Source organism: Paracoccus simplex (assembly GCF_042648325.1).
Classification (GTDB): Bacteria; Pseudomonadota; Alphaproteobacteria; order Rhodobacterales; family Rhodobacteraceae; genus Paracoccus; species Paracoccus simplex.
This window is the reverse complement of sequence record NZ_JBHRXE010000036.1, coordinates 20,954-45,115: the sequence shown is the minus strand read 5'-3', so window position 1 is coordinate 45,115 and position 24,162 is coordinate 20,954. Positions and strand designations below refer to the sequence as shown.

Genomic DNA, 24,162 nt, shown 5'->3' with positions numbered 1-24,162 from the left:
TCGATAAGGCTTCCGGGCCGTTTCAGGACAGCCGCCAGCGCGCCAGCGGCACATGCCGGCCAAGGCCCTGCAGGCTGTCGATCAGCGTAAGCTCGTCCACCCGCCAATGCACCGGCGGCACGGCGATGCCCTCGGGCGGCAGCGGCTTGCCATAGGCCAGGGTCACATGCGGCGTGACCCGGTGCTTGGGCGCGCCGAGCCCGGCGGCGGCGAGGCGTTGCCAGAGCGTCTGGCACAGCGCGTCGGGGGCGGGGCTTTCCTGCCGGCCGACCAGCACCAGCGGCCGGTCGCGGCGGCGCGGCGGGCCGAAGGTGGTCAGCTGGTCCAGCACCAGGTCGAAGGCGGGGAAATCCAGCCCGTCCAGCGGCCGGCCGAGCGCCTCGACCATGCCGGGCGCCAGCTGCGGGCTGCGGATCACCGGCAGGATGGTCATGTGCAGCGTCGCGCGGCGGAAGCGGTCGCGGCGCTGGGCAAGACGCCAGGCATCCTCGATCCGCGCCGCCACCGCGGGCGGCGGGACGACGACGAAAAGCAGGAAATGCTCGCGGGGGATGTCCTGCGGCGTTCCCTGCGCTTGCGGAGCGTCTTGCATGGCGGGCCTCCCATCGGATGGGGCCATGCTAGGGCAGAACGCGGCGGCGGTCAGCCCGGCTCGGTGCCGAGATCGGCGATCAGGATGACATGCAGGAAGCCCGGGCCATGGGCGCCGCGCACATAGCTGCCCTCGATGTCGGTGGTGCCGCTGGGGCCGGTGATCAGGATGGCGTTGCGCGGCACCGCCCCGGCCGAAAGCCGGGCCGCGTAATCCTCGAGATGCGGCAGCAGCGTCGATTCGCGCAGCAGGACGACATGGTGCAGCGGCAGGAAGGCCAGCAGGATCGGGTTCTGCGGCCCGGAATGGATGACCAGCGAGCCGCTTTCGGCGATGCCGTGCAGCGCCAGGCCGAGGGCGGCGGGCTCGTCCGGGGCGGTGCCCGGATGCGGGGCAAGGCCGGACCAGTCCAGCGCCGCCAGTTCCGGCGCGGGCTGCATGGCGAAGCGGGGCGGCAGGCCGTGGGCGTCGAGATAGCGGGCCATGGCCTGCGGCACCGCGGCCAGGCTGCCGATGCGGTCGATGCTGGTGCCAAGCGCCGCGGCCTTCTGCGCGAAGGCGTCGGGCAGGCCCGGCGCGGCCAGGCGCGGGCGGGCGGCGTCGGGATCGTCGAGCAGCGCGGCGGCCTCGGCCGCGATCTGCGCCCGCGGCTTGCCGGGGCCGAGGGCCGCGCGGATGGCGGACAGGATGCGGTCGCGGGCGGTCATTTGCGGGCCTTCTGCTGGGCGCGGTATTGGTCCATGAAGCTGCGGGCCGCCGGGCGCGGCAGGTCGCGATGCGCGGTCCAGCCGCCGGCCAGCGGCAGGCGCGCGATCCAGCCGGACCTGCCGAACAGCCGCATCAGCGGCAGGCCGATGCGGGTCGCCAGGCGATAGAGCCGGGGGCGGCGGGCAAGCTGCGCCCACAGGCCGATGCCGGCGCGGAGCGGGCCGGGCTCCAGCCCCTCGCGCCAGCTGCGGCGGCGCCAGGCGCGCAGCAGCGTCGGCAGCGGGATGCCGACCGGGCAGACCTCGGCGCAGCGGCCGTTCATGGTGCAGGCATTGGGCAGGTCGCGCGAGGCGGCGAGCCCGTCCAGCACCGGCGTCAGCACCGAGCCCATCGGGCCGGGATAAGTGCCGCCATAGGCATGGCCGCCGATCTGGCGATAGACCACGCAATGGTTCATGCAGGCGCCGCAGCGGATGCAGCGCAGCATCTCGCGGAACTCGTCGGCCAGCATTTTCGTGCGGCCGTTGTCGACCAGCACGATATGCATCTCCTCGGGCCCGTCGGCATCGCCGGGGCGCCTGGGGCCGGCGTGGAAGGTGGTGTATTGCGTCATCTCGCCGCCCGTCGCGGAGCGGACCAGCAGCCGCAGCAGCGCGAAGGCATGCGCGGTCGAGGGCACCAGCTTCTCGATCCCCGCGGTCACGATATGGATGCGCGGCGGCGTGGTGGTCAGTTCGGCATTGCCCTCGTTGGTGACGGTGCAGGTGGCGCCGGTATCGGCGATCAGGAAATTCGCGCCCGAGATGCCGATATCGGCGGACAGGAATTTCTCGCGCAGCACCCGGCGGGCGCTTTGCACCATGGTCGCCGGATCCTCGGCGGCGGGGGGCGGCTGGTGGCCGGCCTTGAAAAGCTCGGCCACCTGCTCGCGGGTGCGGTGCATGGCCGGCCAGATGATATGCGATGGGGCCTCGCCCGCCAGCTGGATGATGTGCTCGGCCAGGTCGGTCTCGACCCGCTCGATCCCGGCATCGGCCAGGGCGTGCGGCAGGCCGATCTCCTCGCCCAGCATGGATTTGGCGCGCGTGACCAGCTTGGCGTCGGCGGCCAGGCAGATGCGGGTGACGATGGCGCGGGCCTCGGCATCGTCGGCAGCCCAGTGGACCTGCGCGCCGCGGGCGGTGGCGTTTTTCTCGAACAGTTCCAGGTAATGGTCGAGATGGGCGACGACGTGATCCTTGATCGCCCGACCGCGGGCGCGGGCGGCGTCGAATTCCGGGAAAGCCGCCAGCGCCGCGGCGCGCTTCCTTTCGGCATTGCCGGTGGTGCGGTCGATGGCGAGCTTCAGAACCGGGTCGGCCAGGGCCGCCCTGGCGCGGTCCTTGAACGGCGCGGTCATGGCGCCTCCTCGCCGATCGCCGGACCCTCGGCGCGGCCGGCCAGCACCTCGACGGTATGGAAGCAGCGGGTTTTCGCGCCCCGGCGGTTGAGCTTGCCGGCCATGTTCATCAGGCAGCCCAGATCGCCGGCCAGCAGCAATTCGGCGCCGGTCTCCTCGATGGCTTCCGCCTTTTCGGTGACGATGGCGTTCGAGATGTCGGCATATTTCACGCAGAAGGTGCCGCCGAAGCCGCAGCAGACATCGTTGCCGGGCAGGCCGCGCATCTCCAGCCCCTCGACATGGGACAGCAGCGCGCGCGGCTGGGCGGCGATGCCCAGTTCGCGCAGGCCCGAGCAGCTGTCGTGATAGGTGGCGGAGGCCTGAAGCCTCCGCCCCGCGGGCGCGTAGCCCATGACATCGGCCAGAAAGCTGGTGATCTCATGGGTTTTCGCCGCCATGGCCCTGGCGCGGGCGGCCCAGTCCGGGTCGCCCGCCAGCAGTTCCGGATAGCCATGCACCATGGTCGCCGCGCAGGAACCCGAGGGCAGGACGACATGGTCGTACCCCTCGAAGGCCGCGATGGTCTGGCGGGCCAGATGCGCCGCGTCGCGGTCGTCGCCGCTGTTCAGCGCCGGCTGGCCGCAGCAGGTCTGGGCCTGCGGCACCTCGACCACGCAGCCCGCTTCCTCAAGAAGCTGAAGGGTTGCGAAGCCGATCTGCGGACGGATGGCGTCGACAAGGCAGGTCACGAACAGACCGACCGTCGGTTTTGGCTCTCCGGGCATGGTTTTCCCCTAGTTGGTCACGGCGGCCGGCACGGCGCCGCGGCTGCGCGACATGAAGAACAGCACGGCGGCGGCCCAGATCGCGGCGGCGACCCACCACATCGGGTTGCCGGTCAGCAGCGCGAAGCCGATCAGCCCGCCCTGCACCACGTAATAGGCCATGGGGATCAGGGTCTGGCGGATGATCGCGCCTTCGCGGTCGGTCAGGCCGACGGTGGCCGAGGCGGCGACGACGTTATGCACGCAGATCATGTTGCCCGCCGCGCCCCCGATGGCCTGCAGCGCCACCACGGTGCCCGCGCCCGCCGCCCCGAGGCCGATCTGTTCGGCGGTCGAGAACTGGAACAGCGAGAACATCATGTTGCTGACCGTGTTCGAGCCGGCGACGAAGGCGCCCATGGCGCCGATCAGCGGCGCGAACATCGGCCAGGCATCGCCCACCACCGACGAGACGCCCTGCGCCAGCACGATGGGCATGCTGGCATGGCTGTCCGAGGCCGAGTTCAGGAACACCTGCACCATCGGCACCGCCAGCAGCAGCGCCGGCGCGGCGGCGATCATGGTGGTGCCCGATGCCTTCAGCGCCCGGCCGTAATCGCGTCCCGACATGCCATGCAGCAGGAGGGTGAACAGCGAGGCCAGGATCAGGATCGTGCCCGGCAGGTAAAGCACCTGCACCGAGGCCTTGATGCCCGAGCCGAACAGATCTTGGAAGGCAAGCGTCATCTCGGGCGAGGTGAGCCAGGCCTTGATCGGCGCGACCGAGCGGGTGATGACCAGCAGGGCGACCACGAAGACATAGGGCGCCCAGGCCTTGACCAGCGACATCACCGGCTTGTGGGCGTGGTGATCCTCCAGATCGTCCAGCTTGCCGACCCAATCCGCGTTCCAGTCGCGGCGCGGCGGGAAGTCGAAGCGGTCCTTGGGGATCAGGAAGCCGCGTTTCGCCGCCGGCACCACGATCAGCAGCCCGATGATCCCGCCCAGCAGCGAGGGGAATTCCGGCCCCAGCGTCGATGCGATGATGTAATAGGGCACCGTGAAGGCCAGCCCGGCGAACAGCGCGAACTTCCAGATGCGGAAGCCCTCGGCAAACGAGCGGTTGGCGCCGAAGAAGCGGGTCAGCATCCCGACCAGGATCAGCGGGATCAGGAAGCCGATCAGCCCGTGGATCATCGCGACCTTGGCGGCGATCTGCAGCAGGTAGTCGCCGAAGGCCATGGGCGCGATGGTGGCCTCGACGATCTGCTGGTCGGCCAGGCCGGTCTTGACCCCCACCAGGATCGGCGTGCCGACCGCCCCGAACGAGACCGGCGTGCTCTGGATGATCAGCGTGACCATGACCGCGGCCATGGCCGGGAAGCCGATGGCGACCAGCAGCGGCGCGGCGATGGCCGCCGGCGTGCCGAAGCCCGAGGCGCCCTCGATCAGCGAGCCGAAAAGCCAGGCGATGATGATCGCCTGCACCCGCCGGTCCGGCGAGATCGAGGTGAAGCCGGCCCGGATCGAGCGGATGCCGCCGCTTTCCTCCAGCGTGTAGAGCATCAGGATGGCGCCGAACACGATGTAAAGCAGGCTGAGGGCGGTGACGACGCCGTTCACCGTGGCGCCCAGAACCGTGTTCAGCTGCGTGCCCCAGATCAGCAGGGCGGTGGCGACGGTGACCAGATAGGCCACCAGCATCGAGAACTTGGCCGATTTCGCCAGCACCACCAGCAGCACGAAGACCGTGGCGATGGGCAGCAGGGCCAGGATGAATGTGATTAGTCCAGCCATCTTTCCTCCTCAGATGGGGCGGGCGGTTCCGCCGTTGCGGGTGCGCAGTCCTGCGCGGTCGTCTTGGATGGCGCGGCCTGGTGCCAATGCGCGCATTTCGAGGTCTGGCCGATGCCGGGATTCAGGCTGTTGGTCGGGTCAAGCTGCCGATAGAAGCCCGCCAGCTCCGGTTTGGCGCGGTAAAGATGGCCGACATTGTGCTCGGCCGGGTATTCGGCGCCGCGTTGGTCCAGCAGCCGCCACATCTCATGTTCCACGGCAAGGCAATCGTGGCCTGCCTTCACCACGTAATCCTGATGGAAGACGTGGCAGAAGAAATGCCCATAATAGAGCTTTTTCGCGAGTTTCGCATCCAGATCGGGCGGCAGGCGCTCGACCCAGTCGCGGTCGTTGCGGCGCAGCGCGATGTCCAGCGCCACGATGTCCTGCACCGCGCCGGCATGGATGGCGCGATAGCGCACCGCGGCGCCGGCCACGGCGAAACGGTGCAGGAAGGCGGCCTTGCCCTCCTCGGGGGTGCATTCGAACATGTCGCCCCGCGCCGAGGGGAACAGCCCCGACAGATAGTCCCGCGCCTCGGCGATGCCGGCGCCGCCCATGCGCAGCAGCAGGTGGTGTTCGTAGCGGTCGCGGAAAGCGTTCATGCGCTTGGGCAGATGCTGGGGCATCAGCGCCGCGATCCCCTGCGCCAGCCGGTCCGACAGCGTGGCGCCCAGCCCCAGCCGCTCGGTCAGCGCATCCATGCGCGCCTTGGCGGCGAACAGGGCCGGCATGCGGTCGGTGCCGGCATGGCGGATGAACAGGAAGGTGTCCTTGCCGTATCGCGCCGCCACATCATAGGCTTCGCGGTGGATGTATTCGCCGGCGATGGGCAGGCTGCGGAAACGGCCCAGGATATACCGGCGGATCTCGGTCAGTTCAGCCGGGTCGTTGCTGCCGATGTAGAAGACCGCCGTGTCCTTTTCCGCCGCGAAGGTGTCCAGCCGCACGGCGAAGACCGCCAGCTTGCCGGCGCAGCCCGAGGATTCGTGCAGCCGGCGCGGATCGGCGTTGAAGCGGGCGGGCGTCGCGGCCTCGATGTCGCGGACATGCTCGGCATAGTCGCGGTCCGAGGCCCAGGCGTCGGTGGGCGCGGGGGCGGGCAGGTCGCCCGCCTCGACCCGGGCCAGGATCTGCTCGGGCGTGTCGCCCAGATCAAGGCCCAGATGGTTGACCAGCGCCACCGAGCCGTCCGCGCGCACCTCGGCGTAAAGGCTCATCTCGGTATAGGCCGGGCCGCGCTGGATCAGCGCGCCGCCCGAATTGTTGCAGATGCCGCCCAGAACCGAGGCGCCGATGCAGCTTGAGCCGATCACCGAATGCGGCTCGCGGCCCAGCGGGCGCAGGCGCTTTTCCAGCGCGTCCAGCGTGGCGCCGGGCAGGCACAGCACCTGTTCGCCGGCGCCGAGCAGATGGATGCCGCGCAGGCGCATGACCGAGATCAGCACGATCTCGCGGTCGTAATCCTGGCCCCAGGGCGTCGAGCCGCCGGTCAGCCCGGTATTCGCCGCCTGCAGGATCACCGCCCGCCCCGAGGCGACGGCGGCATTCAGCACCCGCCACAGCTCGACCAGCGTGCCGGGCCGGACCACCGCCGCGACCGGCCCCTCGCCATAGCGGAAACCGCGGGCATAACGGCGGGTGGCGCGGGGCGCGGTCAGCACCTGCGCCGCGCCGACGATCTGGCGCAGCCGGTCCAGCAATTGCCCACGGTCTGCGGCTGCCGCGGTCTCGCCGGGTTGCGTCATGGCTTTCCCCCCTCGCGTCGCGCGGCCCGCTGCCGCGCATGGCGCGGCCCGAGCAGATCGCTTTACCTTCCCCTTTACTGTGGTAAAATAATTTGACCATTTGGGTCAAGCGGGAAATCCATTGCACCAGATCCGGCGGTTCAGCTATCTTCCAAGGCCGGATGCCGCAGGCTAAAGCCCTGAAATCCGGGCAGCCCCTCAAGGAGGAGTCGAGCATGGCCAGCGAAGTGAACAAGGGCGCCCCTGCCGCGGAAACCACCGCCCGGCATATCGAGGATCTGATTCTCGAAGGCTCGCTGCGCCCCGGCGACCCGCTGCTGCCCGAGCGCGAGATGGCGCTGCGCCTGAACGTCTCGCGGCCGACGCTGCGCCAGGGCATCCGCCTGCTCGAGGACAAGGGGCTGGTCGTCGCCGATCCGGCCGGCGGGCGGCGGGTGGCGCCGCTGGCCACCTCGATCACCGATCCGCTGATCGAGCTGATGGCCTCGCGCGGCGAGGTGGTGGACGACTATCTGGAACTGCGCGGCACGCTCGAGGGCATGGCGGCGAGCCTGGCGGCGACGCGGGCCAATGACGTGGACCGCGCGACGCTGACCCGCTGCATGCAGCGCATCGCCCGGGCCCATGACGAGGCGGATTTCCGCGACGAGGCCGAGGCCGATGTCGACCTGCATGTCGCGGTCTACGAGGCCAGCCACAACGTCGTGCTGCTGCAGATCATGCGGGCGCTGTCGGGCATGCTGCGCAAGGGCGTGTTCCACAACCGCGAAAAGCTCTATGCCCGGCCCGAGGTGCGCGACGTGCTGCGCGCCCAGCACCGCGCCATCTACGATGCGATCATCGCCCGCGACCCCGAGGCGGCGGCCCGCGCCGCGCAGGATCACATGAGCTATACCCGGCGCGTCCGCGCCGAGATCATGGCCGCCGAGGCGCGGCTGGAAATCTCGCTGCGCCGCATCGAGGGCGGCAGCCTGACCAGCCGGAACTGAACGGCTTTGCCGGTTCCGGCATCTGTGCCATCATGATCCTGCAACCTCAGGGAGATGGCGCATGGACAGGATGGACAGGCTGGCCGCCCGCATCGACGGTCTCGAGGGGCGGCTGATCGCGCAGCGCCGCACGTTGGGCAGGCTTTTGGCGCTCTCGCCCGAAAGCGTCCGGGCCGAGCTGCTGGAATGGCTGGAAAACCGCGAGGTGATGCTGGACGGCCAAGAGGATCCCGGCGCGCTTTCCGGTCCCGAGGCGGCATTGGAACTGGCGCTTTCGGACGAGATGCGGCTGCTGCACGAGCATCTATCCGCCGCGGCGCGGCGCTAGCGCTTTCAAGCGGCGCCCGTTAACGCTAACACGGCCGGACCGCCGCGAATCCGCGCAGGACCGCGGCCGAAAACCGGGGCTGACCCGACGACCATTTCGCTAGGAGGAGCTTTCATGAACCCTGTCGAGCCCGTCCACAGCACGCCGGTGCTTCTGCTCATCGCCGCGGCGGCGGTGCTGGTGCTGCTGGTGTTCATCATGCGGTTCCGGCTGCATGCCTTCGTCTCGCTGGTGCTGGTCAGCCTGCTGACCGCGATCGTCGCCGGCATTCCCATCGGCGAGGTGATCCCGACGCTGCTGCAGGGTTTCGGCGCGACGCTGGCCACGGTGGCGCTGCTGGTCGGATTCGGCGCCATGATCGGCCGGCTGCTGGAGATCACCGGCGGCGCGCAGGTGCTGGCCGACCGGCTGATCGGCCAGTTCGGCGCCGACCGCGCGCCCTTCGCGCTGGGCGTGGCCTCGCTGCTGTTCGGCTTCCCGATCTTCTTCGATGCCGGGCTGGTGGTGATGCTGCCGATCATCTTCAGCGTCGCCTATCGCTTCGGCGGCTCGGTGCTGCTTTACGCGCTGCCGGCCGCCGGCGCCTTCGCGGTCATGCACGCCTTCCTGCCGCCGCATCCGGGGCCGGTGGCGGCCGGCGACCTGCTGGGCGCCGATATCGGCCTGCTGGTGCTGGTCGGCCTGGCGGTGGCGCTGCCGACCTGGTTCCTGGGCAGCTATCTGTTCGGCCTCTGGGCCGGCAAGCGCTTCGTGCTGCCGGTGCCGGAACTGCTGGGCGCCACCGAGGCCGGGCAGCATGACCGCCTGCCGCCGACCTTCGGCACCGTGATGCTGGTGCTGCTGCTGCCGCTGGTGCTGATCTTCCTCAACACCGGGCTCAGCACCCTGGTCACCATGGGCGCCGTTGCCGGCGACGCTTTCTGGGTGACGCTGCTGCGGCTGATCGGCCAGACCCCGGTGGCGCTGCTGATCACCGTGATCGTCGCCATGGTCCTGCTGGGCCGCGGCCGCTCGGCGGTCGAGATCGAGAAGCTGATGGACAGCGCCCTCGGCCCGATCTGCGCCATCATCCTGGTGACCGGCGCCGGCGGCATGTTCGGCGGCGTGCTGCGCGCCAGCGGCATCGGCGAGGCGCTGGCCGGCAGCCTCGACGCCATCGGCATGCCGCTGATCGTCGCGGCCTTCGTGATCTCGATGGCGCTGCGGGTGGCGCAGGGCTCGGCCACGGTGGCGCTGACCACCACCGCCGGGCTGATCGCGCCCACGGTGGCGGCGACCACCGGGCTTTCGGAATTCGACCGCTGCTTCCTGGTGGTGGCCATCGCCGGCGGCGCCACGGTGCTGAGCCATTTCAACGATTCCGGCTTCTGGCTGGTCGGCCGCTTCTTGCAGATGGACGAGAAGACCACGCTGAAGACCTGGACGGTGATGGAGACGCTGCTGGGCGGCATCGGCTTCGGCTTCGCCCTGATCGGCTGGTGGCTGCTGTGAGCGCGGCCCTGCAGCACATCGTCGTCATGGGCGTGTCCGGCAGCGGGAAAAGCACCACCGGCGGCGCCCTGGCCAAGCGGCTGGGCTGGCCCTTCATCGAGGGCGACAGCTTCCACCCCGCCGCCAATGTCGCCAAGATGCGGGCCGGCACGCCGCTGACCGATGCCGACCGCGAGCCGTGGCTGCACGCGCTCGCCGCCGAGATCGGCCGCAACCAGGCGCGCGGGCAATGCTCGGTCATCGGCTGCTCGGCGCTCAAGCGGGCCTATCGCGACATCCTGCGCCGCGGGGCGCCGCGGGTGCGTTTCCTGCATGTGCACGGCGCGCGCCGGATCCTCGAGGATCGCCTTGCCCATCGCGAGGGGCATTTCTTCCCCGCGAGGCTACTCGATTCCCAACTCGCCACCCTGGAGATGCTGGCCGAGGACGAGGACGGCGCCCTGGTCGACATGGCGCTGCCGGTCGAGAAGCAGGTGGATGCGGCGCTGCGCCTGCTGTCGGGGCCGGGACAATGCATCGGACCGGCGCATCGGCCGGTGCCCTGAATGGTTGCCGGGCGGCGGATGACCATGCCGCGGCGCGCGCGCGCCCCGCGGGTTTTCCGGTGCACGGCCTGTGTACGCGCGGTGTACGCAGGCCGGACGCGGATCACGGCCGGATCCCCGGCGATTGCTGGGGAAAATCCGCGCCGCCGCGCTTTGCGGCATCCGCCCGGCAACGCACGCCCGATTGACGGCGCGCGCAACGCTGATTAACCACCGCGCCATGACCCGGATGCTTCCCGCGCCGCGCGGCGCCCTGACCCCGAACCGGCCCCTGGCCGAGCTGACCTGGCTGCGCGTCGGCGGCCCGGCGGACTGGCTGTTCCAGCCCGCCGACGAACGGGATCTGGCCGAATTCCTCGCCGCGCTCGACCCTGCGGTGCCGGTCTTCCCGATGGGCGTCGGCTCGAACCTAATCGTGCGCGACGGCGGCATCCGCGGTGTGGTGATCCGCCTGGGTCGCGGCTTCAACGGCATTGAAATCGCAGGGGAAACCGTCACGGCCGGCGCCGCGGCGCTGGACGCCCATGTCGCCCGCAAGGCGGCCGAGGCCGGGCGCGACCTGACCTTCCTGCGCACCATTCCCGGCAGCATCGGCGGCGCCGTGCGCATGAATGCCGGCTGCTACGGCAGCTATGTCGCCGACCACCTGCTCTCGGTCCGCATCGTCACCCGCCGGGGCGAGATCGCCGAGTTGCCGGCCGCCGACCTGCGCCTGGCCTATCGCCATTCCGAGATCCCCGAGGGCGCCGTGGTCATTCAGGCGACATTCCGGGCTTCTGCCGGGGAACCCACTGAACTCGTTGCGAAAATGGACGACCAGCTTGCCCGGCGCGATGCCAGCCAGCCGACCCGCGACCGCTCGGCCGGCTCGACCTTCCGCAACCCGGCCGGCTATTCCTCGACCGGACGCGCCGATGACAGCCACGCGCTGAAGGCCTGGAGCCTGATCGACGCCGCCGGCCTGCGCGGCCACCGGCTGGGCGGGGCGCAAATGTCTGAAAAACATCCGAATTTCCTGCTCAACGCCGATGGCGCCACCGCCGCCGAGCTCGAGGCGCTGGGCGAGCTGGTGCGCGCACGGGTGCGGCAATCCAGCGGCCATGACCTGCAATGGGAAGTCATCCGCGTCGGTGAGCCGTAACCCGCCGTTATCCCCGGAAATCTTGCCCAAGACGCGAAAAGGGACTTTTGCGATTCCGCCTTAGCCGCTATCCTGCCGTAATAAATTCCCGGATCAACCGGGGCATGAGGCAGAAAAATTGGCGGGCAGGTCGAGCAGGACAGCCCCGAAAGTCGTGGTCCTGAAGGGTGGGCCCTCGGCCGAGCGCGAGGTTTCCCTCTCGTCCGGGCGGGAATGCGCGAACGCGCTGCGGCAGGCGGGCTATGAAGTCGTCGAATTGGATGCGGGCAGGGATCTGCCCGCGCGTCTGGCCGAGCAGGCGCCGGACGTGGTCTTCAACGCGCTGCATGGCCGTTGGGGCGAGGACGGCTGCGTCCAGGGCCTGATGGAATGGCTGGGCATCCGCTATACCCATTCCGGCGTGCTGGCCTCGGCGCTCGCCATGGACAAGTCGCGGGCGAAACAGGCGTTTCGCGAGGCGGGCATCCCCGTCGTCGAAAGCGTCATCGCCGATGCCGAGGAGGTGCGCACCCGCCACGTCCTGCCGCCGCCCTATGTCGTCAAGCCGAATGACGAAGGCTCCTCGGTGGGCGTCTACATCGTCCACGAGGCCGCGAACGCCCCGCCGCAGCTTTCCGACGCCATGCCGGCGCGGGTCATGGTCGAGACCTATGCCCCGGGCCGCGAGCTGACCGTGGCGGTGCTGGGCGACCGCGCGCTCGGCGTGACCGAGATCGTGACCGAGGGCTGGTATGACTATGACGCGAAATACAAGCCCGGCGGCTCGCGCCACGTCCTCCCGGCCGAGATCCCCGGCGACATCGCCGCGGCCTGCCGCGACCTGGCCGTGCGCGCGCATCAGGCGCTGGGGTGCCGGGGCCTGACACGCAGCGATTTCCGCTGGGACGATGCGCGCGGCCTGGACGGGCTGGTGATCCTGGAAGTGAACACCCAGCCCGGCATGACGCCCACCTCGCTGGCGCCCGAACAGGCGGCGCATGTCGGCATGGATTTCCCGGCGCTCTGCCGCTGGATCGTCGAGGAGGCGCTATGCCGGGCCTGAACCCCTTCCAGCGCGGGCAGGGCGACGGCGGCCGGCCGGCGCCGGTGCGTCATGTGCCTTCGCGTCCCGCGCCGCAGCCGCAGCGCCCGGTGCGCAAGGATCCGGCGCCCTCGCGCCTGGCCTATCGGCTGAACCGGATGATGCTGCGGCCGCTGGTGCGGCGGCTGGTGCATGTCGGCCTGCCGGCCTTTCTGGCGGCGCTGGTGGCCGGGATCTGGCTGTCGGACGACACCCGCCGCGCCAACCTGACCGGCGGCATAGACGCCATCGTGGACCGCATCCAGCACCGCGAGGCCTTCATGGTCAAGATGATGACCATCGAGGGCGCCTCGCCGGTGGTCGACAAGGGGCTGCGCGCCATGCTGCCGGTCGACCTGCCGGCCTCGAGCTTCGAGATCGACCTGGAAAAGCTGCGCGAGCGGGTGCTCAAGCTCGACGCGGTCGAGGCGGTGGACCTGCGCATCAAGCCCGGCGGCATCCTGTCGGCCGTGGTGACCGAGCGGGTGCCGGCGGTGCTGTGGCGCCATGCGCGCGGCGTCGAGATCCTGGACAAGACCGGGCATCGCGTCGCCTCGGTCACCGCGCGCGACATCCGCGGCGACCTGCCGATCATCTCGGGCGAGGGCGCGGCCCGCGCCGCCGCCGAGGCGCTGGCGCTGATCGACGCGGCCGGGCCGATCCTGCCGCGCCTGCGCGGGCTGGAACGCATGGGCGAGCGGCGCTGGGACGTGGTGCTGGATCGCGGCCAGCGCATCAAGCTGCCCGAGACCGGCGCGCTGCAGGCGCTGGAACGGGCCATTGCGCTGGACCACGGCCAGCACATGCTGGAACGCGACATCACCGTCGTCGACCTGCGCAAGCAGCAGCGGCCGGTGGTGCGGCTGGGGCTGGAGGCGCAGAACGCCATCCGCCGCGCCCGCGGCCAGCCCGAGCTTGGCGCGGATGGCCAACCCGTCGCGGCCAAGGCGGCGAACGGCAAGAAGAAAAGCGGCTGACAGTCTGGAGGGGCAGGAAAGATGAAGGATCTGTACGAGGGCCAGCGGGCGATGCGCAACATGCGCCGCCAGGCCATGCAGCGCGGCGTCATCGCGGTTCTGGACATCGGCACCTCGAAGATCGCCTGCCTCGTGCTGCAATTCGACGGTCCCAGCCAGTTCCGCGAGACGGACGGAGTCGGTCCGATGGCCGGCCAGTCGAATTTCCGCGTCATCGGCACCGCCACCACCCGCTCGCGCGGGATGCGCCACGGCGAGATCGAGACCATGGCCGAGACCGAACGCGCCATCCGCACCGTGATCCAGTCGGCGCAGAAGGTCGCGGGCGTCCGCGTCGATCACGTCATCGCCTGCGTCTCGGGCGCGCGCCCGTCCAGCTATGGCCTGGCCGGCGAGATCGTGCTGCCCGCCGGCAAGGTGGGCGAGGGCGACGTGGCCCGTGTTCTGGCCTCGTGCGAGGTGCCGGATTTCGGCCGCGGGCGCGAGGTGCTGCACGCCCAGCCGGTGAACTTCGCCCTGGACGGCCGCTCGGGACTGTCGGACCCGCGCGACCAGTCCGGCAGCCGGCTGGCCTGCGACATGCATGTGCTGACCATCGACGGCGACGCCGCCGGCAATCTGGTGCATTGCATCCGGCGCTGCGACATGGAACTGGCGGGGGTGGCCTCGGCCTCCTATGCCTCGGGCCTTGCCGCGCTGGTCGAGGACGAGCAGGAACTGGGCGCCGCCTGCATCGACCTGGGCGGCGGCACGACCGGCGTATCGGTCTTCATCAAGAAGCACATGATCTTCGCCGATGCGGTCCGTGTCGGGGGTGAGCTGATCACCCAGGACATCGCCAAGGGCCTGCGCGTCAGCCATGCCGTGGCCGAGCGGCTGAAAACCCTGCATGGCGGGCTGGAGGCCACCGGCCGCGACGACCGCGAGATGATCGAGCTTGGGGGCGAGACCGGCGACTGGGACACCGACCGCCGGGCCGTCAGCCGCGCCGACCTGATCGGCATCATGCGCCCGCGGGTCGAGGAGATCCTGGAAAACGTCGCCGGCATCCTGGATGCGGCGGGGTTCGATTCGATGCCCTCGCGCCAGATCGTGCTGACCGGCGGCGGCAGCCAGATCCCGGGGCTGGACGCGCTGGCCTCGCGCATGCTGGGGCAGAACGTGCGCATCGGCCGGCCGCTGCGCATCCAGGGCCTGCCGCATAACGCGACGGCGCCCGGCTTCTCCTCGGCCATCGGGCTGGCCCTGCTGACCGCGCATCCGCAGGACGAATGGTGGGATTTCGACATGCCCGCCGAACATTATCCGGCGCGCAGCCTGCGTCGGGCCTATCGCTGGTTCCGCAACAACTGGTAGACAGGCGGAACCCGGATGCGGTGGTGTGGGCCGGGGTTCACACCAGATGCTGGAGAATGGGCAAGATACCGCCGAAATCATATCGGCCAACCGCCATATTTGGTGGTTTGACCGTGTTTTTCGGGTGACGCTGGGGCCGAATCTGGCTAGGCTGGCCAGCACACGGGGATTCGACCGGACTGCGCACATGTCCGGCGCAAACATGAGGCAGGCGAGACATGGAACGGCAGATCCACCTGATGCTGAACGATGACCAGGAACTGAAGCCGCGCATCACCGTCTTCGGCGTCGGTGGTGCAGGTGGCAACGCGGTCAACAACATGATCGACAAGCAGCTGGAGGGCGTCGAGTTCGTCGTGGCGAACACCGATGCCCAGGCGCTGCAATCCTCCAAGGCCGACAGCCGCATCCAGATCGGCCCCAAGGTGACCGAAGGGCTGGGCGCCGGCGCCAAGCCCTCGATCGGCGCCAAGGCCGCCGAGGAAACCATCGAGGACATCGTCGACCACCTGATGGGCGCGCATATGTGCTTCATCACCGCCGGCATGGGCGGCGGCACCGGCACCGGCGCCGCGCCGATCATCGCCCAGGCCGCCCGTGAAATGGGCATCCTGACCGTCGGCGTGGTGACGAAGCCGTTCCAGTTCGAGGGCACCAAGCGCATGCGCCAGGCCGAGGAGGGCGTCGAGGCCCTGCAGAAGGTCGTGGACACGCTGATCATCATTCCGAACCAGAACCTGTTCCGGCTGGCCAACGAAAAGACCACCTTCACCGAAGCCTTCGCCATGGCCGACGACGTGCTCTATCAGGGCGTCAAGGGTGTCACCGACCTGATGGTGCGCCCGGGCCTGATCAACCTCGACTTCGCCGACGTGCGCGCGGTGATGGACGAGATGGGCAAGGCGATGATGGGCACCGGCGAAGCCTCGGGCGAGAACCGCGCCGTGCAGGCCGCCGAGAAGGCCATCGCCAACCCGCTGCTGGACGAGATCAGCCTGAACGGCGCCCGGGGCGTGCTGATCAACATCACCGGCGGCTACGACCTGACCCTGTTCGAGATGGACGAGGCGGCCGAAAAGATCCGCGAGAAAGTCGATGCCGATGCGAACATCATCGTCGGCTCGACCATGGACCCGTCGATGGAAGGCACGATCCGCGTTTCGGTCGTGGCGACCGGCATCGACGCCTCGGCGGCCGAGATCCCGGCGCCGCGCCGCGGCATGAAAGAGCCGCTGACCCAGAACCCGCCGGTCACCCAGAAAGCGGTCGAGGACGATCTGCCGGTGCCGCCGCGTCGCGTGGCCCCGGCCGCCGAGGCCGCCCCGCAGCCGGTCGCCGCGCCCCAGCCCATGGCCGCGCCGCGCGTGCAGCCCTCGGCCCCCGCCGCGCGCTACGAGGAAGAGGACATGCCGCGTCCGGCCTACCAGCCCGACCCGCGCCAGCCTTCCGCTCCGGGCCGCGATCCGCTGAACGGCGATGCCGGCGGCAGCGTCGCGCCCAGCCGCGCGCAGCAGGCTCCGGCCGGCACGCCTTCGGACGCGGTGATGCAGCGCCTTGCCGCCGCCGTGCAGAAGGCGCCCGAGCGGCAGGCCGCCGCCCAGGGCCGCGCGGCCCAGCCGCAGCAGCAGCAGTCCGCCGCCGATCCGGCACGCCCGCATGGCCGCATGGGCGGTCTCAGCCGCATGCTCGAGCGCATCTCCGGTCATGGCGAGCAGGCCGAGAAGCCCGCGCCCTCGACCATCGCCGAACGGGTGAGCGAGCGCGTCGCGGCCCGCAACCGCACGGGCTTCGATGCCGGTTTCGACGATCTGGCCAGCCCGGACCGGGCCGGCGACAATGTCGAGATCCCCGCCTTCCTGCGCCGCCAGGCGAATTGAGGCGTTCACATTATTTCAGCCCGAAATCGGAAAGGACCGCCCCAGGCGGTCCTTTTTTCCTTATGAAATCATTGACCTGCGTGCCGCGCCCCCGGGGTCGGTGCCGCGCTGCGGCGATTGTTTCACCCCGTCACAAAACGTTAATTGAGCAACCGGCGCCGCATGCCTAACTGAAGTTCACCCGGCGGGAATCCCCCGCTGCGGATAACGATAGTCACCAGATTCGGCAGGCAAGACCATGCAAACCACCATCGCTCAGAAAGCCCAGTTCCGCGGCGTCGGGCTGCATTCGGGTGCGGCCGTGCGTCTGACGATTCTGCCGGCTCCGGCCGATCACGGCATCGTCTTCCTGCGCACCGATCTGGGCCGCGCCCGGATTCCGGCGCGCTGGGACCATGTCACCCCCTCGCAGCTCTGCACGCTTCTGGACAACGGCCTGGGCGCGACCGTCTCGACGGTCGAGCATGTGATGGCGGCGCTGTCGGGCACCGGCATCAACAATGCCGTGGTCGAGGTGAACGGGCCGGAAGTGCCGATCCTGGACGGCTCCTCGGCGCCCTTCGTGCAGGGCATCCTCGAGGCCGGGTTGCGCCAGCAGCCCGATGCGCCCCTGCGCGCCATCCGCGTGCTGCGCGAAGTCGAGGTGCAGCAGGGCGAGGCCTTCGCCCGCCTGTCGCCCGCCGACCGCCTGGAGATCCATTTCGACATCGACTTCGCGGATGCGGCGATCGGCCATCAGGAAAAGCGCCTCGACATGGCCAATGGCAGCTTCGTGCACGAGTTGATGGACAGCCGCACCTTCTGCCGCCAGGCCGATGTGGTGAAGATGCAGCAGAACGGCCTGGCGCTTGGCGGCACCTATCTGAACGCCGTGGTCATCGACGGCGACAAGGTGCTGTCGCCCGGCGGGCTGCGCCACCGCGACGAGGCGGTGCGCCACAAGATGCTGGACGCGGTGGGCGACCTGGCGCTGGCCGGGGCGCCGCTGCTGGCGCGCTATACCGGCCACCGCGCCGGCCACGCCATGACCAACCGGCTGTTGCGGGCGCTGTTCGCCCAACCCGAGGCTTGGGAATGGGTGACGCTGACCCCGGCGATGGAAAGCCGCCTGCCTGGCGCCGGGGTGCTGGCGGCGGCCGCGCATCTTGTTCCCCATACCCGGCAACTGGCCGTCGCCTGACGGTGACGGCCGCCTTGCCGATTTGCGGTTTTGGCATTTTGCGCAGGCAGATTTTCTGTGCTAGGACGACCGGGCCGCGTGGGCCTTCCGCTCGTGCGGCGGCATGAATTTCTGACGGGCAGGGTGGAATGACAGGCATCAGATCGGGTTCCTTGGTCGCGGCTGTGCTGTCGGTCGGCCTTCTGGCAGGATGCGGCGGCGGGGCGGGCAATCAGCCCGAATCATTCGAGAATTTCACCGCCGAACAGATCTACAAGCGCGGCGAATACGAGCTCGAGAATTCGCGCAAGCCCAAGGACGCGGTGAAGTATTTCTCCGAGGTCGAGCGGCTTTATCCCTATTCCGATTGGGCCAAGCGGGCGCTGATCATGCAGGCCTATTCCTATCATCGCGCCCGCGACTACGAAGAGGCGCGGGGCGCCGCGCAGCGCTTCATCGACACCTATCCGGGTGACGAGGATGCGGCCTATGCGAAATACCTGCTGGCGCTGTCCTATTACGACCAGATCGACGAGGTCGGCCGCGATCAGGGCCTGACCTTCCAGGCCCTGCAGGCGCTGCGCGAGGTGATCGAGCAGTATCCCGATACGGAATATGCCCGCTCGGCGATCCTGAAATTCGACCTGGCCTTCGACCATCTGGCGGCGAAAGAGATGGAGATCGGCCGCTACTACCTCAAGCGCGGCCATTACCCCGCGGCCATCAACCGCTTCCGCGTCGTGGTCGAGGAATATCAGACCACCACCCACACGCCCGAGGCGCTGATGCGGCTGGTCGAGGCCTATCTGGCGCTTGGCCTGAACGATCAGGCGCAGACGGCGGGCGCGATCCTGGGCCACAACTTCCAGTCCTCGCCCTTCTACGAGGATGCCTATGCGCAATTGCGCGGCCATGGCCTGAAGCCCGAGGCGCGCGGCGACAGCTGGCTGACGCGGGTCTACCGCCAGGTCATCCAGGGCAAATGGCTGTGAGGCGGCGCTGAAGCGCGCCCTGCAGGTGGGGTCATGCTGCGTTCCCTAGACATCCGCGACATGCTGCTGATCGACCGGCTGGAGCTGGAGTTCCAGCCGGGCCTGAACGTGCTGACTGGCGAGACGGGGGCGGGGAAATCGATTCTGCTCGACTGCCTTGGCTTCGTGCTGGGCTGGCGTGGCCGTGCCGATCTGGTGCGGGCCGGCGCCGGCCAGGGCGAGGTGACGGCGGTCTTCGACCTGCCGCCCGGCCATCCCGCCCGCACCCTGCTGGACGAGGCCGGTTTTCCGGTTTCGGACGAACTGATTATCCGTCGCGTCAATGCCGGCGACGGCCGCAAGACCGGCTGGATCAACGACCGCCGCGCCTCGGGCGAGGTGCTGCGGACGCTTTCGGAATTGCTGGTCGAGCTGCATGGCCAGCATGACGACCGCGGGCTGCTGAATCCGCGCGGCCACCGGCTGCTGCTCGACGCCTTCGCCGGGGTGGATCTGGGGCCGACCCGTGCCGCCTGGGCCGCCCGGCGCGAGGCGCGCGCCGCGCAGGCCGCGGCCGAGGCGGCGCTGGCAGCGGCCAAGGGCGAGGAGGAATTCCTGCGCCATGCCGTGGCCGAACTGGACAAGCTCGACCCGCAGCCCGGCGAGGAAGCCGAACTCGACACCCGGCGCCGCGCCATGCAGGGCGCCGAGCGCATCCGCGCGGACGTGGCGCGGGCCGCGCAGGCCTTGGGGGCGGAGGGGGCCGAGGGCGCGATGCTCGATGCCGTGCGCTGGCTCGACGGCGCTGCCGAACGGGCGGAAGGCCGGCTGGAAGCCCCGGCCGCGGCGCTGCAGCGGGCGTTGATCGAGCTGGGTGAGGCGGTTTTGGGCGTCGAGGCGGCGCTGGAGGCGATGGATTTCGACCCGCGCGACCTGGAGGCGGCCGAGGAGCGGCTGTTCGCTTTGCGTGCGCTGGCGCGCAAGCATGACGTGCTGGCCGACGACCTCGCGGGGCTGGCCGATGAGTTGCGGCTGCGGCTGTCCCGAATCGATGCGGGCGAAGGAAACCTGGCGCGGCTGCGCGAGGCCGTGGCGCCGGCCGATGCCGCCTATGACGCCGCGGCAGCGGCCCTGTCGGACCGGCGCGCCACGGCCGCCAAGCGGCTTGATGCCGCGATGGCGGCCGAACTCGCGCCGCTGAAGATGGAGCGCGCGGTGTTCGAGACCCGGCTCTCCGGGGCCGATCCCGGCCCGGAGGGCTGCGACGGCGTGGCTTTCACCGTCGCCACCAATCCGGGCGCGCCGGCCGGGCCCTTGGACCGCATCGCCTCGGGTGGCGAGCTGTCGCGCTTCCTGCTGGCGCTGAAGGTCTGCCTGGCACGCGGCAACGACGCGCTGGTGCTGATCTTCGACGAGATCGACCGTGGCGTCGGCGGCGCCACCGCCGATGCGGTCGGCCGGCGTCTGGCCCGGCTCGCCGAGGGGGCGCAGGTGCTGGTTGTCACCCACAGCCCGCAGGTCGCGGCGCTTGGCGGCCATCATTTCCGGGTGGCGAAATCGGTTGAGGGCGGCATGACCACGTCGCGCGTCGCCGCCCTGACTGCCAGCCAGCGCATCGAGGAAATCGCCCGCATGCTCTCGGGCGAGGAGATCACCCCCGCCGCCAAGGCGGCGGCGCGGGCGCTGCTGCAAGGCTAGTCCATGATCCGGTCCACCTGCCGGATAATGGACAGGATCTGCGCGTTTTCGGGATTATAGCGGATCAGCTTGCCGTCCACGATGCCATAAAGGCTGCCCGCGGGCGGCAGGCTCATGCCATAAAGCCCTGGCCGGGTGACCTGGTGCAGCCGCGCCTTGTCCAGCCGGTCGCCGACCCGCGGCGGGGCCGGCTGGCTGGCCGCCTGCGCCGCCGGTTCCGCAAGCGTGTCGACCGCCCGCCCCACCTGTTCGGCCAGCGCGACCGAGGTAAGGATGACGGCCATGCCGGCCGCGACGAACAGGTGCTGGCGATTGCGAAACATGGCTGTCAGCCTGGCACAGGGAACTTGATCGAAGGCTCAACGCCGCAAGCCCCCGATCGGCTCCCTCACAAGAACGAGAAATCAGCCCGGGCGATGCCGTTTCTTGAACCTTGGCAGCATGGCGGAGAAATCGCGGCCCTTTCCGTCCTCGTCCTCGACGAAGCGGGCATAAAGCGCGGCGGCAAGCTCGCCCATCGGCGTGTCGGCATCGGCGGCCTCGGCGGCCTGCTGGCTGAGCCGCAGGTCTTTCAGCATCAGCTCGGCCGCAAAACCGGGCTTGTAGCCGTTGTCGGCCGGCGATTGCGGACCGACGCCCGGCGCCGGGCAATAGGCGTTCATCGACCAGCTGTAGCCCGAGGAGGTCGAGACCACGTCGAACATCTTTTGCCGGTCCAGCCCCAGCTTGTCGGCCAGCGCGAAGGCCTCGCAGGTGGCGATCATGGTCACGCCCAGGATCATGTTGTTGCAGATCTTCGCCGCCTGACCCGCGCCCGAGACGCCGCAATGCACCGCCTTCTGGCCCATGATGTCGAAAAGCGGCTTCACCGTGTCGAAGGCTTCGGCGCTGCCGCCGACCATGAAGGTCAGCGTGCCGGCGGTGGCGCCGCCGACCCCGCCCGAGACCGGCGCATCCAGCGCGCCCAGGCCCGCCGCCTGGGCCTGCACCGCAGCCGCGCGGGCGCTTTCCACATCCACCGTCGAGCAGTCGCAGAACACCGCGCCCGGCTGCATGGCCGGGACGATCTCAGCCGCGACCGCGCGCAGGATGGCGCCGTTCGGCAGCATGGTGATGACGACCTCGGCGCCCGCGGCCGCCTCGGCGGCGCTGGCGGCCTTGCCGACGCCATCGGGCATCGGTGCGGTCAGGTCGAAGCCTGCGACCTCATGCCCGGCCTTGGCCAGATTGGCCGCCATCGGGCCGCCCATGTTGCCCAAGCCGATGAATCCGATCTTCATGTCCGGTCCTCCCATTCGATTTCGTCCTTGCCCAGCGGCGCCAGCATCGCCGCGACATGCGCGGGGCCGGCATCGGCCGCCCATTGCGGGTTGCGGTCCTTGTCGATGATCTGCGCCCGCACGCCTTCCAGGAAATCGCTCTCGGCCGTGGCGCGGGCGGTGAAGCGCAGCTCGCGCGCCAGGCTGTCGCGCAGGCGGACGTCAGCGCGCGCCGCACGCACCAGCGCCAGCGTCGCCGCCATCGACAGGGGCGAGTTGCGGCGCAAGGGTTTCAGCGCCGCTTCGTCCCCCGCCGCCTCCAGCGCGGCCATGATCTCGGCGACGCTCGGACCGCCGAAGGCGGAAAGGTCGCGGCGCTCCAGCGGCGCCTCGGGGCGGGGGCAGCTTTCGATCGCCGCCACGTCGCCGGTTTCGGCCAGCCGCTCGATCAGCGCCGGCCATTCCGTCTCGGGGATGTAGGCGTCGGCAAAGCCGGCGAAGATTGCGTCGCCCGGCCCCATGCGCGCCCCGGTCAGGCCCAGATACTCGCCGACATGCCCCGGCGCATGGCCCAGCAGCCAGCTGCCGCCCACGTCCGGGATCAGGCCGATGCCGGTCTCGGGCATGGCGATCTGCGTGCTGTCGCCGACGATGCGGTGGCTGGCATGGCCGCCGACGCCGACGCCGCCGCCCATGACGAAGCCCTGCATGAAGGCGACGATGGGCTTGGGATAGTCCTTGATCCGGGCGTTCATGCGGTATTCGTCGCGGAAGAAGTCGCGCCCGACCCGATGGTCGCCCTCCAGCCCGGCGCGATAGACCGCGGCGATGTCGCCGCCCGAGCAGAAGGCGCGCTCGCCCTCGGCGTCGATGACGACCAGCGCCACCTCGGGATCGTCCTGCCATTCGCACAGCGCCGCGTCGATGGCCAGCGCCATGTCGTGGCTCAGCGCGTTCAGCGCCTGCGGCCGGTTGAAGGTCAGCCGCCCGGCGCGGCGGTCCTTGCGGATGATCATATCGGCCATTCAGTCACGCTCCGCCAGCAGGGCGCGGCCGACGATCAGCCGCATGATTTCATTGGTGCCTTCCAGGATCTGGTGCACGCGCAGGTCGCGCACGATCTTCTCGATCCCGTAATCGGCAAGATAGCCGTAACCGCCATGCAGTTGCAGGCACTGATTGGCGACCTCGAAGGCGCGGTCGGTGACATGCAGCTTGGCCATGGCGCAGAACTTGGTGGCGTCGCGTTCGCCCCGGTCCAGCTTCCAGGCCGCCTGGCGCAGGAAGATGCGCGAGGATTGCAGCGCCGTCTCCATCTCGGCCAGGCGGAATTGCAGCGCCTGGAACTGGTCGAGGGTCTGGCCGAAGGCGCGCCGCTCGCCCATGTAGCGCAGGGTCGCGTCCAGCGCCGCCTGCGCGCCGCCAAGCGCCCCGGCCGAGATGTTCAGCCGCCCGCCGTCCAGCCCGGCCATGGCATAGGCGAAGCCGCGGCCCTCCTCGCCGATCAGGTTTTCCTCGGGGATGATGCAATCGTCGAACTGCACCTGCGCGGTCGGCTGCGCCTTCCAGCCCATCTTGTGCTCGGGGGCGCCGAAGCTGAGGCCCGGCGTGCCGGCCTCGACCACCACGGTCGAGATGCCCTTGGGGCCGGCCGCGCCGGTGCGGACCATGACCAGATAGGCGTCGGAATAGCCGCCGCCCGAGATGAAGGCCTTGGCGCCGTTCAGCTTCCAGCCGCCCGGCACCCGCTCGGCGCGGGTGCGCAGCGCCGCGGCGTCCGAGCCCGAGCCCGGCTCGGTCAGGCAATAGGAAAACACCGTCTCCATGCTGCACAACCCGGGCAGCCAGCGCGCCTTGTTCTCGGCCGTGCCGAACTTGTCGATCATGCCGCCGCACATGTTGTGGATCGACAGGAACGAGCCGACCGAGGGGCAGGCCATGGCCAGCGCCTCGAAGACCAGCGTGGCGTCGAGCCGCGAAAGCCCGGTGCCGCCGTGCTCCTCGTCGACATAGACGCCGCCGAAACCAAGCTCGGCGGCCTTGTGCCACAGCGCGCGCGGGATGGTGCCCGCCTCTTCCCAGGCGCGGGCATGGGGTGCGATCTCCGTCGCCCCGAAATCCCGGGCCAGATCGAATATCGCCTGCTGCTCTTCGCTCAGCGCGAAATCCATGCTCACTCCCCCATGTCTTTCGTGATGATGTCTTGCCCGGTCATGGCCGGAAAATGTTGCGCGAGTTTTGCAGGCTCGCGCAGAAATGGGCAGGGGTGCCGCCGCCCCCGC

General features: G+C 69.8%; 22 protein-coding genes. 12 read left to right on the top strand and 10 right to left on the bottom strand.

Annotation, left to right across the window (positions count from 1 at the left end; genetic code table 11):
* Positions 1-22 precede the first annotated feature (22 nt).
* From ACFOMP_RS12645 to dld, 6 genes are read right to left on the bottom strand one after another with little or no spacing between them, the layout of a single operon-like run.
* Entirely contained in the window at positions 23-592 is a 570-nt protein-coding gene (locus ACFOMP_RS12645) for a 2'-5' RNA ligase family protein (protein WP_289895831.1), read from the bottom strand.
* 50 nt (positions 593-642) lie between these two features.
* Entirely contained in the window at positions 643-1,299 is a 657-nt protein-coding gene (locus tag ACFOMP_RS12640) for a LutC/YkgG family protein (RefSeq protein WP_379031089.1), read from the bottom strand.
* The gene (locus ACFOMP_RS12635) at positions 1,296-2,699 is read right to left on the bottom strand and encodes a lactate utilization protein B (protein WP_289895828.1); all 1,404 of its coding nucleotides are present in this window, start codon (positions 2,697-2,699) and stop codon (positions 1,296-1,298) included. The genes ACFOMP_RS12640 and ACFOMP_RS12635 overlap by 4 nt, the downstream gene beginning before the upstream one ends.
* Positions 2,696-3,466, bottom strand: a complete 771-nt coding sequence (locus ACFOMP_RS12630; RefSeq protein WP_289895827.1) for a (Fe-S)-binding protein — start codon at positions 3,464-3,466, stop codon at positions 2,696-2,698. The genes ACFOMP_RS12635 and ACFOMP_RS12630 overlap by 4 nt, the downstream gene beginning before the upstream one ends.
* A 9-nt stretch (positions 3,467-3,475) precedes the next feature.
* Entirely contained in the window at positions 3,476-5,242 is a 1,767-nt protein-coding gene (locus ACFOMP_RS12625) for an L-lactate permease (RefSeq protein ID WP_289895826.1), read from the bottom strand.
* Positions 5,230-7,029, bottom strand: a complete 1,800-nt coding sequence (gene dld / locus ACFOMP_RS12620; protein ID WP_379031084.1) for a D-lactate dehydrogenase — start codon at positions 7,027-7,029, stop codon at positions 5,230-5,232. Before dld ends, ACFOMP_RS12625 begins: the two co-directional genes overlap by 13 nt.
* A gap of 215 nt (positions 7,030-7,244) precedes the next feature.
* Here dld and ACFOMP_RS12615 point away from each other — a divergent pair, with 215 nt between their 5' ends.
* The 12 genes from ACFOMP_RS12615 to recN all read left to right on the top strand — a co-directional run bounded on the left by ACFOMP_RS12615 (position 7,245) and on the right by recN (position 20,621).
* Positions 7,245-8,018 carry an FCD domain-containing protein gene (locus ACFOMP_RS12615; RefSeq protein WP_379031081.1) on the top strand — a complete coding sequence of 258 codons (774 nt, stop codon included), beginning with the start codon at positions 7,245-7,247 and terminating at the stop codon, positions 8,016-8,018.
* 61 nt (positions 8,019-8,079) lie between these two features.
* Complete coding sequence (locus tag ACFOMP_RS12610; RefSeq protein WP_289895823.1) at positions 8,080-8,346, top strand: hypothetical protein; 267 nt, start codon at positions 8,080-8,082, stop codon at positions 8,344-8,346.
* Between the two features lie 114 nt (positions 8,347-8,460).
* Entirely contained in the window at positions 8,461-9,837 is a 1,377-nt protein-coding gene (locus ACFOMP_RS12605) for a GntP family permease (RefSeq protein WP_379031078.1), read from the top strand.
* A complete protein-coding gene (locus ACFOMP_RS12600; RefSeq protein WP_379031075.1) occupies positions 9,834-10,382 on the top strand; it encodes a gluconokinase in 549 nt (182 codons plus the stop codon). Before ACFOMP_RS12605 ends, ACFOMP_RS12600 begins: the two co-directional genes overlap by 4 nt.
* Before the next feature lie 229 nt (positions 10,383-10,611).
* Positions 10,612-11,523 (top strand): UDP-N-acetylmuramate dehydrogenase, encoded by a 912-nt coding sequence (murB, locus tag ACFOMP_RS12595; protein ID WP_379031119.1) that lies wholly within the window; start codon positions 10,612-10,614, stop codon positions 11,521-11,523.
* Between the two features lie 118 nt (positions 11,524-11,641).
* Entirely contained in the window at positions 11,642-12,565 is a 924-nt protein-coding gene (locus tag ACFOMP_RS12590) for a D-alanine--D-alanine ligase (protein WP_289895819.1), read from the top strand.
* Positions 12,553-13,560, top strand: a complete 1,008-nt coding sequence (locus tag ACFOMP_RS12585) for a cell division protein FtsQ/DivIB (protein WP_379031071.1) — start codon at positions 12,553-12,555, stop codon at positions 13,558-13,560. The genes ACFOMP_RS12590 and ACFOMP_RS12585 overlap by 13 nt, the downstream gene beginning before the upstream one ends.
* Positions 13,561-13,581: 21 nt before the next feature.
* Positions 13,582-14,916: a cell division protein FtsA gene (gene ftsA / locus ACFOMP_RS12580; protein ID WP_289895817.1), complete on the top strand. Its 1,335-nt coding sequence runs from the start codon at positions 13,582-13,584 to the stop codon at positions 14,914-14,916.
* A gap of 218 nt (positions 14,917-15,134) precedes the next feature.
* On the top strand, positions 15,135-16,793 hold the full coding sequence (gene ftsZ, locus ACFOMP_RS12575) for a cell division protein FtsZ (RefSeq protein WP_379031068.1): 1,659 nt from the start codon (positions 15,135-15,137) through the stop codon (positions 16,791-16,793).
* Between the two features lie 238 nt (positions 16,794-17,031).
* Positions 17,032-17,973 (top strand): UDP-3-O-acyl-N-acetylglucosamine deacetylase, encoded by a 942-nt coding sequence (gene lpxC / locus ACFOMP_RS12570; protein WP_289895815.1) that lies wholly within the window; start codon positions 17,032-17,034, stop codon positions 17,971-17,973.
* 128 nt (positions 17,974-18,101) lie between these two features.
* On the top strand, positions 18,102-18,944 hold the full coding sequence (locus ACFOMP_RS12565; protein ID WP_289895814.1) for an outer membrane protein assembly factor BamD: 843 nt from the start codon (positions 18,102-18,104) through the stop codon (positions 18,942-18,944).
* 33 nt (positions 18,945-18,977) lie between these two features.
* Complete coding sequence (recN, locus tag ACFOMP_RS12560) at positions 18,978-20,621, top strand: DNA repair protein RecN (protein ID WP_379031064.1); 1,644 nt, start codon at positions 18,978-18,980, stop codon at positions 20,619-20,621.
* Here recN and ACFOMP_RS12555 read toward each other — a convergent pair.
* The 4 genes from ACFOMP_RS12555 to ACFOMP_RS12540 form a co-directional block, all read right to left on the bottom strand.
* The gene (locus ACFOMP_RS12555) at positions 20,618-20,944 is read right to left on the bottom strand and encodes a hypothetical protein (protein WP_289895812.1); all 327 of its coding nucleotides are present in this window, start codon (positions 20,942-20,944) and stop codon (positions 20,618-20,620) included. The genes recN and ACFOMP_RS12555 overlap by 4 nt on opposite strands.
* A gap of 81 nt (positions 20,945-21,025) precedes the next feature.
* Entirely contained in the window at positions 21,026-21,901 is an 876-nt protein-coding gene (gene mmsB / locus ACFOMP_RS12550) for a 3-hydroxyisobutyrate dehydrogenase (protein WP_379031061.1), read from the bottom strand.
* Positions 21,898-22,905 (bottom strand): enoyl-CoA hydratase/isomerase family protein, encoded by a 1,008-nt coding sequence (locus ACFOMP_RS12545; RefSeq protein WP_379031058.1) that lies wholly within the window; start codon positions 22,903-22,905, stop codon positions 21,898-21,900. The genes mmsB and ACFOMP_RS12545 overlap by 4 nt, the downstream gene beginning before the upstream one ends.
* Entirely contained in the window at positions 22,906-24,051 is a 1,146-nt protein-coding gene (locus ACFOMP_RS12540) for an acyl-CoA dehydrogenase family protein (protein ID WP_379031055.1), read from the bottom strand.
* Positions 24,052-24,162 lie beyond the last annotated feature (111 nt).